The sequence below is a fragment of the Allostella sp. genome (assembly GCF_041913585.1).
Classification (GTDB): Bacteria; Pseudomonadota; Alphaproteobacteria; order ATCC43930; family Allostellaceae; genus Allostella.
In genome coordinates, this window is the sequence record NZ_JAYSFE010000012.1 from 18743 (window position 1) to 32502 (window position 13760).

Annotated in this window: 10 protein-coding genes; 3 read left to right on the top strand and 7 right to left on the bottom strand. The window is 70.4% G+C overall.

The features are described 5' to 3' along the window. Window positions 1-58 precede the first annotated feature (58 nt). Together ACE3Q3_RS03955 and ACE3Q3_RS03960 are read right to left on the bottom strand one after the other, a co-directional pair. Window positions 59-1786, bottom strand: a complete 1728-nt coding sequence (locus ACE3Q3_RS03955) for an ABC transporter permease (protein WP_374442113.1) — start codon at window positions 1784-1786, stop codon at window positions 59-61. A 57-nt stretch (window positions 1787-1843) separates the two neighbouring features. Continuing rightward, window positions 1844-2875: an ABC transporter substrate-binding protein gene (locus ACE3Q3_RS03960; protein WP_374442116.1), complete on the bottom strand. Its 1032-nt coding sequence runs from the start codon at window positions 2873-2875 to the stop codon at window positions 1844-1846. Between the two features lie 240 nt (window positions 2876-3115). Here ACE3Q3_RS03960 and rpsU point away from each other — a divergent pair, with 240 nt between their 5' ends. Beyond that, window positions 3116-3319, top strand: coding sequence for a 30S ribosomal protein S21 (gene rpsU, locus ACE3Q3_RS03965; RefSeq protein ID WP_374442119.1), 204 nt, complete (start codon window positions 3116-3118; stop codon window positions 3317-3319). A gap of 102 nt (window positions 3320-3421) precedes the next feature. Here the strand turns inward: rpsU and greA are convergent, their stop codons facing one another. The 4 genes from greA to ACE3Q3_RS03985 form a co-directional block, all read right to left on the bottom strand. Beyond that, entirely contained in the window at window positions 3422-3895 is a 474-nt protein-coding gene (gene greA, locus ACE3Q3_RS03970; protein ID WP_374442122.1) for a transcription elongation factor GreA, read from the bottom strand. 114 nt (window positions 3896-4009) lie between these two features. After that, on the bottom strand, window positions 4010-7264 hold the full coding sequence (carB, locus tag ACE3Q3_RS03975; RefSeq protein WP_374442125.1) for a carbamoyl-phosphate synthase large subunit: 3255 nt from the start codon (window positions 7262-7264) through the stop codon (window positions 4010-4012). Window positions 7265-7270: 6 nt separating this feature from the next. Beyond that, window positions 7271-8449 carry a glutamine-hydrolyzing carbamoyl-phosphate synthase small subunit gene (carA, locus tag ACE3Q3_RS03980; RefSeq protein WP_374442128.1) on the bottom strand — a complete coding sequence of 393 codons (1179 nt, stop codon included), beginning with the start codon at window positions 8447-8449 and terminating at the stop codon, window positions 7271-7273. Between the two features lie 220 nt (window positions 8450-8669). Beyond that, window positions 8670-10019: an aspartate aminotransferase family protein gene (locus ACE3Q3_RS03985; protein WP_374442131.1), complete on the bottom strand. Its 1350-nt coding sequence runs from the start codon at window positions 10017-10019 to the stop codon at window positions 8670-8672. A gap of 153 nt (window positions 10020-10172) precedes the next feature. On the opposite strand from ACE3Q3_RS03985, the gene ACE3Q3_RS03990 reads away from it, so the two are divergent. Beyond that, a complete protein-coding gene (locus ACE3Q3_RS03990; RefSeq protein WP_374442134.1) occupies window positions 10173-11312 on the top strand; it encodes a C45 family autoproteolytic acyltransferase/hydolase in 1140 nt (379 codons plus the stop codon). After that, window positions 11309-12724: an amidase gene (locus ACE3Q3_RS03995; RefSeq protein WP_374442137.1), complete on the top strand. Its 1416-nt coding sequence runs from the start codon at window positions 11309-11311 to the stop codon at window positions 12722-12724. The genes ACE3Q3_RS03990 and ACE3Q3_RS03995 overlap by 4 nt, the downstream gene beginning before the upstream one ends. Here ACE3Q3_RS03995 and ACE3Q3_RS04000 read toward each other — a convergent pair. Next, the gene (locus ACE3Q3_RS04000) at window positions 12675-13682 is read right to left on the bottom strand and encodes a GntR family transcriptional regulator (RefSeq protein WP_374442141.1); all 1008 of its coding nucleotides are present in this window, start codon (window positions 13680-13682) and stop codon (window positions 12675-12677) included. The two genes, ACE3Q3_RS03995 and ACE3Q3_RS04000, sit on opposite strands and share 50 nt — an antisense overlap. Window positions 13683-13760 lie beyond the last annotated feature (78 nt).

The following is a 13760-nucleotide window of genomic DNA, read 5'->3' on the forward strand; positions in this document are numbered from 1 at the left end:
GGCGGGAGTGGGGGTCACGAAGCGGAAAGCTTAGCCGAGCCTCCGGCGGGCGGAAGCCCTAATCGCTGGCGCCGCGGCGCAGCATGAAGTCCCGGCCGACGATGCGGTAGCCGACCGCGACGATGACGATGGTGGCGCCGAGCAGCAGCCAGCCGAGGGCGGCCAGCCGCTCGAAATTGCCCTCCTCGGAGAGGTCGAACAGCATCACCGCCATGGTCCGCGTGTCGGGCCCGTAGAGGAAGATGGCGGCCGACAGCTCGCGCGTCGCCGGGATGAAGACGAGCAGCCAGGCGCCGATCAGCCCGCTCTTCAGCAAGGGCGTCACCACCCGGCGGACGGCGGTCAGCCGGCTGCCGCCGAGGATGCGGACGGCGTCCTCCATCTCGGGGTTGATGGCGCGGATGGCGGCCGACGCGTTGGCGAAGGCGATCGGCAGGAAGCGGGTGGTGAAGGCGAGGATCAGGATCCAGGCGGTGCCGTAGAGGGAGAGCGGCGGCGGCGCGTAGGCGGCATAGAAGCCGATCGCCAGCACGATGCCGGGGATGACGAAGGGCGCCATGCAGAGGAACGAGAGGACGCCGCCGAAGGGGATGAGCCGGCGCTGCACGATATAGGCGATGGCGAGCGCCAGCCCGATCGCGATGCAGGCGGTGGCGGCGGCGTAGAGGAAGCTGTTGACGACGGACTGGCGCGCGGTCGCGTGCTCGAAGAGCAGGAAGTGGAAGTTGGCGAGCGTTAGGTTGTCGAAGCCGAAGCCGCGCCCCCAGGCCTTGGCGAAGGCCGCCTGGCCGAGGATGAGGTAGGGCAGCAGCACCGCCAGCGTCAGCACCAGGAGCGCGTAGCCGAAGAGGAGCCAGCGCCACGGCCCGAGCGCCAGCGGCCGGCGCTCGCCGCCCTTGCCGGTCAGGGCGACGAAGCCGCGGCGCCGGATGATGCGCTGCTGCACCCCGAAGAGCGCAATGGTGACGAGGAGGAGCGGCATCGCGAAGGCGGCCGCCACCTCGACGCGGGCGGGATGGGAGAAGAACTGCCAGAGCTGGGTCGTGACGACGTTGAAGCGGGCCGGCAGCGCGATCAGGGCCGGCGAGCCGAAGAGCGCGATCGCCTCGAGGAAGGTGATGATGACCCCGCCCAGGATCGCCGGCAGCACCAGGGGCAGGGTGATGCGGAAGGTCGTCCGCCACTTGCCGGCGCCGAGGATGGCGGCGGCGTCCTCCATCTCCGAGGAGACGAGGTCGAGGGCGGCGCTGACGAAGATGAAGAGGTAGGGGAAGGAATAGAGGGCGATGATGAGGGTGAGGCCGGGGAAGCTGTAGATGTCGAAGAGCGGCTCCTCCGCCCCGGTCAGGCCACGCCAGATGCGGTTGATCCAGCCGGCGTTCGGCCCGGCCAGCAGGATCCAGCCAATGGCGCCGAGATAGGGCGGGGTGATGAAGGTGCCGAGCACCAGCAGCCGCACCAGCCCCTTGCCCGGCATGTCGGTGCGCGACACGCCCCAGGCGAGCGGCACCGCGAGGACGAGGCAGAGCGCCGACACCGCGGCGCCGAGGACCAGCGAGTTCCACAGCGCCTCGACGAAGCGGACCCGGCCATAGGCCGCGGCATAGTTCGCCAGCGTGAAGGCGCCGGTGTCCTTCTCGGCGAAGCTGGTGAGGACGAGCCGGAAGAGCGGGTTGACGACGAGGAAGACGAGGACGAGCGCCAGCGCCAGCCACACCAGGAGGGTGGGGTCGAACTGGCGCAGCCGCACGGCCCAGCCGGCGCGGCCTGCGCCAGGCCCGGTCACCGTTCCGTCGACCATCGCCGGCCGGTCCGCCCGCCGGGCGCTGCCGTCAGCCCGGCATCAGCCCCCGAACAGGTCGCGCCACTTCTCGATCGCCTTGGGAATGCCGGCGGACACCTCGGCGTCGCTCGGCCGGATCACCTTGAACTCGGTGAAGGGCTTGGCGCCCGGCAGCGGCTTGACCTCGGGCCGCAGGCTCTCCTGCCGGTTCTTCACCGCGACCTCGGCATGCTCGACGTCGAGCAGGAACTCCATGAAGAGCTTGGCCGCGTTCGGCTTGGTCGTGTTCTTCATGATGGCCGAGGGCGAGATCATCAGCAGCGAGCCGTCGGTCGGGTAGATGACGCCGACGGGGTTGCCGCGGTCGGCGCTCTCCAGCGTCGTCGCGGTCGGCCCGAAGGCGACGAGCCGCTCGCCGGCGTTGAGCATGGTGACGGTGTCGTTGATCGACCGTCCGATCTGCGGCCGGTTCTTCTCCAGCTTCTCGAAGAAGGACCAGCCGTAGAGCTTCTCCATCGTCACCACCCAGGTGCCGACATAGCCCGAGAAGCCGGGATGGCCGGTGGCGACCTTGTTGCGCCACTTGGGATCGAGGAGGTCCGTCCAGTTCTTCGGCAGTTCCTCGGGCTTCAGCTTGTCGGTGCGGTAGCCGATGACGATGAGGCCGGCCGCGGTCGGATAGTAGAGGCCGTCCGGATCGAAGTTCTGGAACGGCTCCGCCACCTTGGCGGCGTTCTCCGGCTTGTGGGCCATCAGCAGGCCCTTCTTCTTCAGTTCGACATAGTGGCCGATATCGGTCGAACTGAAGACGTCGCACTTGGCGACGCCGGCGGCGATGTCCTGGTTGAGGCGCTGGTAGGCGACCTGCGCCGTCGTCCGCACGACGTTGGCCTTGATTCCGGGGTACTTCTTCTCGAAGGCGCGGCCGGTCTCCTCGGCCTGCTGGGTGGTGTAGTGGGCGACGTACCACGTCACCTCGCCGTCCTTCTTGGCGGCCTCGTAGAGCTTGGCCAGATCGGCCGCGGCCGGCCCGGCCGCGACGCCGACCATCGCCGCCACGGCGAGGCCGAGAAGGCTCCTGCGCTCGATCATGGTCGCTCCTCCCCCGGGGGCATGGCATCCGAGTATCCGGTGCCTTCCTCTCCCAATTCGATTGCCCCAAGTCTAGGGCGCGCGCGCCCGCCTTGCCAATAGCGCGGCGCCGGCGGCTCGCCGGCGGTCCCGACAAGCCGATTTACGCTGCCCCGGCGCTTGTGATATCGAGCCGAGTCGGAGCGGGAATACTTCCTGCCGAACCGGTTTGCTCGTCCAGCGAAAGGAGAGCCGACAGCCGTGCAAGTCCTCGTCCGCGACAACAACGTCGACCAAGCCCTGCGCGCCCTCAAGAAGAAGATGCAGCGCGAAGGCGTCTTCCGGGAAATGAAGATGCGCCGAACCTTCGAGAAGCCCTCGGAGCGGCGGGCGCGGGAGCAGGCCGAGGCGGTGCGGCGCTATCGCAAGCTGCTGCGCAAGCGGATGGAGCGCGAGGGCTATTGAGCCTCGCCTGGACAAGGCTCCGAACGAGGCAAGGCCCCGAACGAGGAAGGGCGCCGACCTGGCCGGGTCGGCGCCCTTCGCATGTTTGGGGCCCCCGATCGCCTATTTGAAGGCGACCTTGATGATCTCGTAGGACTTGGCGCCGCGCGGGGTCGTCACCTCGACCGATTCCCCCTTGCGCTTGCCGATCAGCGCGCGGGCGAGCGGGGCGGTGATCGAAAGGCGCTGCGCCTTGATGTCGGCCTCGTCCTCGCCGACGATCTGATAGGTCGTCGTCTCGTCCGTGTCCTCGTCGGCCAGGGTCACGGTGGCGCCGAACTTGACGACGTCGCCGGACAGCTTGGAGACGTCGATCACCTCGGCCCGGGCGATCTTGTCCTCGAGTTCCGCCAGCCGTCCCTCGATGAAGCTCTGGCGTTCGCGGGCGGCGTGATACTCGGCGTTCTCGGAGAGATCGCCGTGTTCGCGCGCCTCGGCGATGGCGCGGATCACCTCCGGCCGGTCCACCGTCTTCAGACGCTTCATCTCTTCGACCAGGCTGTCATAGCCGCTGGCCGTCATCGGGACTTTGCTCATGCGTTCCGTTCCGTAGGAAATTTCACGGACATGGACAGCGTTCTCCCGGGGGAACCCGGCCCGGGAGGACACAAAAGAAACAAGGCCGCCCGGCCGTTGCCGACCGGGCGTCCCTCAGAAAGAACCTTGAAGGTATGCCTGGAGCGGAGCGACTTCAAGGGCGCCCGCTTCCAGCGCCGTGATCGCCTCGACCGCGGCCCGGGCACCCGCCATGGTGGTGTAGTACGGCACGCCCGTCGTCACCGCCGTGCGCCGCAGGCTGAAGCTGTCGGCGATCGCCTGGGCGCCCTCGGTCGTGTTGAAGACGAGCTGGACCTCGCCCGACAGCATGGCGTCGACGATGTGCGGCCGGCCCTCCAGCACCTTGTTGACGCGATCGACCGCGATCCCCTGCTCGCGCAGCCATTCGGCGGTGCCGCTGGTGGCGATGATGCGGAACCCGAGGGCGGCCAGCCGCCGCACCGGCTCCACCACCTGCGGCTTGTCGCGGTCGCGCACCGAGACGAAGACGGTGCCCGAGAGCGGCAGGTTGGTGCCGCTGCCGAGCTGCGACTTGGCGAAGGCCCGGCCGAAATCGAGGTCGAGGCCCATCACCTCGCCGGTCGACTTCATCTCCGGGCCGAGCAGCGTGTCGACGCCGGGGAAGCGGGCGAACGGGAAGACCGCCTCCTTGACCGCGACATGGGCGTGCCGGGTCGCCTTGGTCGGGAAGGACGCGAGCGCCTCGCCCGCCATGACCCGGGCGGCGATCTTGGCGATCGGCACCCCGGTCGCCTTGGCGACGAAGGGCACGGTGCGGCTCGCCCGCGGATTGACCTCCAGCACGTAGACGTCGCGGCCCTGGACCGCGAACTGGACGTTCATCAGCCCGACCACGCCGAGCGCCCGGGCGAGCGCCTCGGTCTGGCGGCCGATGTCGGCGATGACGTCGGCCGGCAGCGAGTAGGGCGGCAGCGAGCAGGCGGAGTCGCCCGAATGGATGCCGGCCTCCTCGATATGCTCCATGATGCCGGCGACGACCACGGTCCGGCGGTCGGCGACGGCGTCGACATCGACCTCGATCGCATCGTTGAGATAGGAGTCGATCAGCACCGGGCTGGTGCCCGAGACGCGCACCGCGGTCGTCATGTAGCGCTGGAGCTGGGTGACGTCGTGGACGATCTCCATCGCCCGGCCGCCCAGCACGTAGGACGGGCGGATGACGACCGGGTAGCCGATGCGCTCGGCGACGGCGATCGCCTCGTCCTCGGAGGTGGCGGTGCCGTTCTCCGGCTGGCGCAGGCCGAGCTGCTGCAGCAGTACCTGGAACCGCTTGCGGTCCTCGGCCAAGTCGATGGCGTCGGGCGAGGTGCCGAGGATCGGGATGCGGGCACGCTCGAGCGCGGCGGCCAGCTTCAGCGGCGTCTGGCCGCCGAACTGGACGATGACGCCCAGCACCTCGCCCTTCGACTGCTCGACGCGCACCAGTTCGGTCACGTCCTCGGCCGTCAGCGGCTCGAAATAGAGCCGGTCGGAGGTGTCGTAGTCCGTCGACACCGTCTCCGGGTTGCAGTTGACCATGATGGTCTCGATGCCGGCCTCGCGCAGCGCATAGGCGGCATGGACGCAGCAATAGTCGAACTCGATGCCCTGGCCGATGCGGTTGGGGCCGCCGCCGAGGATGACGACCTTGCGCCGGCCGGTCGGGTCGGACTCGCACTCGGCCGGGGCGAAGCCGTCGGACTCGTAGGTCGAGTACATGTAGGGGGTGCTCGACGGGAACTCCGCCGCGCAGGTGTCGATGCGCTTGTAGACCGGCTTGACGCCGGCGGCGCGGCGGGCGTCGGACACCGCCGCCTCGTCGCTGCCGGCGAGCGCGGCGAGGCGCGCGTCCGAGAAGCCGAGGCGCTTCAGGCGGGCGATGCCGGGCGCGTCGGCCGGCAGGCCCGCCGCCTGGACCTGCTGCTCGGCCTCGACGATCGCCTGGATGCGGGCGATGAACCAGGGATCGATGCGGCAGGCGGCGTGGATGTCGGCGATCGACATGCCGCGGCGCAGGGCCTCGGCGACGATGAGGATGCGGTCGGGCACCGGGCGGGCGAGCGCGGCGCGCAGCACGTCGCGGTCGCCGGCGCCGCCGGTCAGGCCGGGGATCACCACCGGGTCGAAGCCCGTGAGGCCGGTCTCCATCGAGCGGAGCGCCTTCTGCACCGATTCCTCGAACGACCGGCCGATCGCCATCGCCTCGCCGACCGACTTCATCGAGGTGGTGAGCAGCGGCTCGGTGCCCGGAAACTTCTCGAAGGTGAAGCGCGGGATCTTGGTGACGACATAGTCGATGGTCGGCTCGAAGGAGGCCGGCGTCACCTTGGTGATGTCGTTCTGCAGTTCGTCCAGCGTGTAGCCGACGGCGAGCTTGGCCGCGACCTTGGCGATCGGGAAGCCGGTCGCCTTCGAGGCCAGGGCCGAGGAGCGCGAGACGCGCGGGTTCATCTCGATGATGACGAGGCGCCCGTCCGCCGGGTTGACCGCGAACTGGACGTTGGACCCGCCGGTGTCGACCCCGATCTCGCGCAGCACCGCGATCGAGGCGTCGCGCATCCGCTGGTATTCCTTGTCGGTCAGCGTCAGCGCGGGTGCGACCGTGATGCTGTCGCCCGTATGGATGCCCATCGGGTCGACGTTCTCGATCGAGCAGATGATGATGCAGTTGTCGGCGCGGTCGCGCACGACCTCCATCTCGAACTCCTTCCAGCCGAGGACGGATTCCTCGATCAGGAGTTCGCCGACGGGGGACGCGCGCAGGCCGCCGCGGACGATCTCGGCGAACTCCTCGCGGTTGTAGGCGATGCCGCCGCCGGTGCCGCCGAGCGTGAAGGAGGGACGGATGATCGCCGGCAGCCCGACGGCTTCCAGCGCCGCCATCGCCTCGTCCATCGAGCGCGCGAGCTGGCTCTTGGGCGATTCCAGGCCGATCTTGTCCATCGCGCTGCGGAAGAGCAGCCGGTCTTCGGCCTTGGCGATCGCCTCGCGGCGGGCGCCGATCAGTTCGACGCCGAACTTCTCCAGCGTGCCGTCGTCGGCCAGCGCCAGCGCCGTGTTCAGCGCCGTCTGGCCGCCCATCGTCGGCAGCAGCGCGTCCGGGCGCTCCTTCTCGATGATCTTGGCGACGATCGCGGGCGTGATCGGCTCGATGTAGGTCGCGTCCGCCAGGCCCGGATCGGTCATGATCGTGGCCGGGTTGGAGTTGACCAGGATGATGCGGTAGCCCTCCTCGCGCAGGGCCTTGCAGGCCTGGGCGCCGGAATAGTCGAACTCGCACGCCTGGCCGATGACGATCGGGCCGGCGCCGATGATGAGGATGGACCGGAGGTCGGTGCGCTTCGGCATCTGGGATTACCCGCGCTTCTCGTCCATGAGGCGGACGAACCGCTGGAAGAGGTAGTGGCTGTCCTGGGGCCCGGGCGAGGCCTCGGGATGGTACTGGACCGAGAAGATCGGCTTGTCCCTGACCCGGATGCCCTCGTTCGAGCCGTCGAAGAGCGAGACGTGGCTGACCTCGACGCCCTCGGGCAGGGTCTCGGGCACGACGCAGAAGCCGTGGTTCTGGCTGGTGATCTCGACCCGCCCGGTCGCGAGGTCCTTGACCGGGTGGTTGGCGCCGCGATGGCCGGCCGGCATCTTCTTCGTCTCGGCGCCGAGCGCCAGCGCCAGGAGCTGGTGGCCGAGGCAGATGCCGAAGATCGGCAGGCCGGTCGCGACCAGCGTCCTCAGCGTCGGCACGGCGTAGGTGCCGGTCGCCGCCGGGTCGCCGGGGCCGTTGGAGAGGAAGATGCCGTCCGGCTGATGGCGCAGGATGTCCTCGGCGGTCGCCGTCGCCGGCACCACCGTCACTGCGCAGCCCTCGGACGCCAGCGAGCGCAGGATGTTGCGCTTGGCGCCGTAGTCGATGGCGACGACGTGGTGGCGCGGGTGCTCCTGCCGGCCGTAGCCCTTGCCGAAGACGTAGCGGGTCTCGTCCCACTTGTAGGTCTGGCGGCAGGTGACGTCGATCGCGAGGTCCATGCCCTCGAGGCCGGGCCAGGCGCGCGCCTCCTCCAGCAGGGCCGGGACGTCGAACCGGCCCGACGGATCGTGCGCCAGCACGCCCGTCGGCGGGCCCTGGTCGCGGACGTGGCGGGTGACGCGGCGGGTGTCGACGCCGCTGATGCCGGGCAGGTCGTGCTGCTTCAGCCAGGCGTCGAGGTGCCGGGTCGAGCGCCAGTTCGAGGGCTCGGTGATGTCGGCGCGCAGGACGAGGCCGCGGGCGGCCGGCACCACCGTCTCGATGTCCTCGGGGTTGGTCCCGACATTGCCGATGTGCGGGAAGGTGAAGTTGATGATCTGCCCGGCATAGGACGGGTCGGTCAGGATCTCCTGGTATCCCGTCAGCGCGGTGTTGAAGCAGACCTCGCCCACCGTACGTCGCTCCGCCCCCAGCCCTCGTCCCCAGAACAGGTTCCCGTCGGCAAGGACCAGGACGGCGGTGGCGCCGGGCGGGGGCCTCGTGTCGGGCAGGGGGGCCGTCGACGGCATCGGGGGCTCCTTCGGATGGACGGGCACGCGCCGTTGCGGGCGCGCGAAGACGGCCCCTCGGGCGTGGGTCCGTGGGGCCGGGCTGGTCTGGTTCCGCCGGTCAGGCGCAGGCTCGGGCGATGGCGTGGGAACCGGGCGGTACTTAGAGAATGGTCCCGGCGACGTCAAGGCGGGGCCGTCGCGCCGCGACGGCCCCGCCTCCGGATGCGGCGGTCTTCCGTCAGTCGACCTTCTTCACGGCCTGGCGGATGGTGTCGAAGATGCGGTCGATCTCGGCGTCCTCGATGATGAGGGGCGGGGAGAGGACGAGCGTGTCGAGGGCGTTGCGGATCAGCACGCCCGCCTCGAAGCAGGCTTCGTTGACGGCGAGGCCGCGGGCGCCGGGCTCGCCCGGGCGCGGCTCGAGGTCGATGGCGCCGAGGAGGCCGATGTTGCGGATGTCGGTGACGAGGCGCTCGCCCTTGAGCGCGTGGGCGGCGTCCTCCCAGCGCTGCGCCGCGCGGCGGGTGCGGGCGTAGAGGTCGAGGTCGCGATGCACCTCCAGCGTCGCCAGGCCGGCGGCGCAGGCGAGCGGGTGGCCGGAATAGGTGTAGCCGTGGAAGAGCTCGATCGTCGCCTCCGGCCCGGCGGTGAAGGCGTCCCAGACCTTCTGGTTGACGATGACGCCACCCATCGGCACGGCGGCGTTGGTCATGCCCTTGGCGCAGGTCATCATGTCGGGCAGCACCCCCAGCATCTCCGAGCCGAAGGCGGTGCCGAGGCGGCCGAAGCCGGTGATGACCTCGTCGAAGATGAGCAGGATGCCGTGCTTGTCGCAGATCTCGCGCAGGCGCTCGAGATAGCCGACCGGCGGCGGCATGACGCCGCCCGAGCCGATCACCGGCTCGACGATGACGGCGGCGATGGTCGACGGATCGTGGACCGCCGTCATCCGCTCGAGCTCGTCGGCCAAGTGCGCGCCCCAGGCCGGCCGGCCGCGCGAGAAGGCGTTCTTCTCCGGGAAGTGATGGTGGCCGAGATGGCTGACCTCGGGCAGCAGCGGCCCGAAATCCTTCTTGTGCCGGGCCATGCCGGCGACCGAGAGGCCGCCCCAGCCCATGCCGTGATAGCCCTTGGCGCGGCCGACGAGGCGGGTGCGGCCGGCCTCGCCGCGGGCGCGGTGATAGGCGCGCGCCATCTTGAGCGCGGTATCCACCGCCTCCGAACCCGAGTTGGCGAAGAAGACGTGGTTGAGGTCGCCCGGCGTCACCTGGGCGATGGCGTGCGCGAACTCGAACGCCAGCGGATGGCTCATCGAGAAGGACGAGACATAGTCCATCTGCTCGGCCTGGGCCTTGATCGCCTCGACGATCTTGCGCTGGCCGTGGCCGGCATTGACGCACCACAGGCCCGCCATGCCGTCGAGGATCCGGCGGCCGTCGGTCGTCGTGTAGTACATGCCCTCGGCGGCGGCGAAGAGGCGCGGGTCGCGCTTGAACTTGCGGTTCGCCGTGAACGGCAGCCAGTAGGGCTCCATCACCTCCGGCGTCAGCGAGTTGGAGAGCGCGGCGGCTGCGGGCACGTCGTTCATCGCGGAACCTCGTCGGCGTTGGAAACCGGGAGCATGATGCACTTCATGGGCATGAAACGCAAATCGCCGGTTCCATGCTTTGCTGTTTCGTGTAGATACGAAGAACACTAGTCTTTTCCGATCTCCACGTCTTCGCCCGGAGGAACCGGCGCCATGGTGCAACCCGTCCCCCTCATCGAGCTTTCCGGCGGCCCGCGCGAGCGCGGCCGGCAATATGGTCGCCAGGCGGCCGCCCGGGTCCATCTCGGCATCCAGCACTATCGCGACCAGCTCGCGCGCACCGACTTCACCTGGCCCGAGATCCAGAAGCTCGTCCGCGACTATCTCCCGGTGATGGAGGGCTACGCCGCCAACCAGGTCGAGGAGATGCGCGGCATCGCCGAGGGGGCCGAGGTCGAGTTCGAGCAGATCGCCTTCCTCAACGCCCGCACCGAGGTGCTGAAGCTGAGCACGCGCCCCGACCTGCGCGCCAAGCTCGCCCGCACCGAGGAGCCGGACGGCTGCACCGGCGTCATCGTCCTGCCGGAGGCGACCCGGGACGGCCGCCTGATCCACGCCCAGAACTGGGACTGGAAGGCCGAATGCGCCGAGACCGCCGTCGTCCTGCACATCCGTCAGGACGACGGGCCGACCATGCTGGCCTTCGCCGAGGCCGGCCAGATGGCGCGCTGCGGCATGAACGCCGCCGGCATCGTCATCACCGCGAACTACCTCGAATCCGACCGCGACTACACCCGCCTCGGGGTGCCGCTGCCGCTGATCCGCCGCAAGGTGCTGGAGCAGCAGCAGCTCGCGCTCGCCTTCCACACCGTCTACACGACGCCCAAGTCCGGCTCGAACAACATGATGGTGAGCCAGGCCGAGGGGGTGGCGATCGACTTCGAGTGCGCCCCCGACGAGACCTTCCAGGTCCATGCCCAGGGCGGCCTCATCGTCCATGCCAACCACTGGCAGAGCCCGGTCGCGCTGTCGAAGCTGAAGGACACCGGCGTCGCCGGCACGCCCGACAGCCTGTACCGCGACATGCGGGTGCGCCAGCTCCTCGCCGCCCAGGCCGGCAGCATCACCCGCGACAGCGTCAAGGCCGCGCTCTTCGACGATTTCGGCTATCCGTGGTCGGTCTGCCGCCCGCCGCGCAAGTCGCTGACGCAGAACCTGAGCGCGACCGTGGCGATGATCGTCATGGAGCCGGCCGAGGGCGTCATGGACGTCTGCGTCCTGCCGGCGCTCAACAAGCAGTTCCAGTCCTACCGCGTCGCGATGCAGGGCACCGGGCGGGCCGCGGCGGCATGAGCGGCGCCCCGCTCTGGGCCCGCGACGGGGTCGAGCTCGCCTGGCTCGTCCGCTCGCGCCAGGCGTCGGCGCGCGAGGTCGTCCAGGCCTGCCTCGACCGCATGGCGGCGGTGAACCCGAAGATCAACGCCGTCGTGCTGCCGCTCGCCGACGAGGCGCTGGCGGCGGCCGACGCCGCCGACCGGGCGGTCGCCGCCGGGGAGCCGCTCGGGCCGCTGCACGGCGTGCCGGTGACGACCAAGGTCAACACCGACCAGAAGGGCTGCCCGACCGACAACGGCATCGTCGCCTTCCGGGACCTGATCGCGCCCGAGGACAGCCCGGTCGTCGCCAACCTGCGCCGGGCCGGCGCCATCGTCGTCGGGCGCACCAACACGCCCGGCTTCTCGATGCGCTGGTTCACCGACAACGACCTGCACGGGCTGACGAAGAACCCGTGGCGCGGCGACGTCACGGCCGGCGGGTCGAGCGGCGGGGCGGGGGCGGCGCTCGCCGCCGGCATCGGCCCGATCTCCCAGGGCAACGACATCGCCGGCTCGATCCGCTACCCGGCCTACTGCAACGGCGTCGTCGGCATCCGCCCGACCTTCGGCCGCGTCCCGTCCTTCAACTGGACGTCGAAGGGCACGCGGCCGATCTCCTCGCAGCTGATGGCGGTGAACGGACCGCTGGCGCGCCGCATCCGCGACCTCCGCGTCGCGTTCCGGGCGCTCTCGGCCGGCAGCCCGCTCGATCCGCGCTGGGTCGACGTGCCGTTCGAGGGACCGCCCGTGGCGCGCCCGATCCGGGTGGCGATGGTGGTCGACCCGGCCGGTCGCGGCGGCGTCGATCCGGCGGTGGCGGACGGCATCCGCGCCGCCGGCCGGGCGCTGGCCGACGCCGGCTATGCGGTCGAGGAGGTGGAGCCGCCGCGCTTCGGCGAGGCGGCCGATCTGTGGACGGCGATCGGCAACGACGATGTCATGGCCCAGCTCGCGGCTCCGGTCGAGCAGTATGGCGACCAGGGCATCCGCACCGCCTCCAGCCTGTGGATGGCGCAGGGGTCGAGCGGCAGCTTCGAGGCCTTCCGCCAGGCGCTGGCGACGCGCGAGAAGATCCTGACCGAGTGGCAGCTCTTCCTCGAGGAACGGCCGCTCGTCCTCTGCCCGGTCTCGACCGTGCCGCCCTATCCGCACGATCGCGATCTCGTCGACGTCGCGACGACGACGGCGATGTTCGACCAGCAGCGCGGCATGCTGGCGGTGTCGGTCCTCGGGCTGCCCGGCGTCTCGGTGCCGGTCGGCCTCGCCGACGGGCTGCCGATCGGGGTGCAGGTGGTCGCCGGCCGCTACCGCGAGGACCTGTGCCTCGACGCGGCCGAGATCATCGAGGCTCGACTCGCGCCGGCGACGCCGATCGACCCGCGCGACTGACGGGCTGACCCGCCGCCGCCTCGGCGGCGGCGGCGTCGCGCGCCTGCCGGTCGGTGTAGGAACGGGCGGCGAGCGCCAGATGGCGCTCCAGCAGCGAGGCGGCCCAGGTGCGGTCGTCCTTCTCGATCGCCTCCAGGATCGCCAGGTGCTCGCGCGAGGACTGGACGAAGCGGGCCGGCGACAGGCGCTGGAAGGCCGACCGCTCGACGAACCGGCGGAGCGCGTTCTGGCGCCGGACCGCCTCGAGCAGGAAGCGGTTGTGCGACCACACGGCGACAGCCTCGTGAAAGGCGTCGTTGGTGGCGAGCCAGACCGCCGGGTCGAGCTTCTCGACATTCTCCAGGATCGCCAGGTGCTGGTCGCGCAGGCGGACGAGCGTGGCGGGGTCCGGCCGGAAGGTCGGCTCGGAGAGGGCGGCGCACTCGACGACGATGCGGAAGCGGTAGCTCTCGACCACCGCGTCGGGCGTGTCGAGCGCCTCGGCGAAGCGCCAGCCGTGGCCGCGCTGGCGGCGGGCGAGCCCGTCGTCGGCGAGCCGCATCAGCGCCCGCCGCACGGTGCCGCGCGAGGCGCCGTAGCGCGGCATCAGCGAGGCCTCGGAGACCTCGATCGGCAGCAGGCCGCGGGCGCGGTCGTCGAGGATGGCGCGGTGCAGGTCGTCGACGGCCGAGCCGGAGACGGCGGCGTGCAGCGCCTCCGCCGGAACCGCCCGCACCAGGGAGAAGCCGCGGCCGGGATCGAAGGCGAGCCAGCCCTGCTCCTGCAGCAGCCGGAGGGCGGCGCGGACCGGCGTGCGCGAGACGCCGAAGCGGTGCGCCAGCGGCAGTTCGCGGATGGCGCCGCCGACCGCGACCCCGTCCTCGACGATGGCGCCGAGGATCTGCCGCACCAGTTCCGTCTGCAGGGCGCTCTTGCCCGTGGGACGGCGAATGCGCTTCGCCCGTTCGCTGGTCGTCATCCCGGTGCTGCCTCCCGGCCGTGCGTGCGATCGCGGCCACTGCTTTTCAGATTGATAAAACGCATGGATCGACGAAGA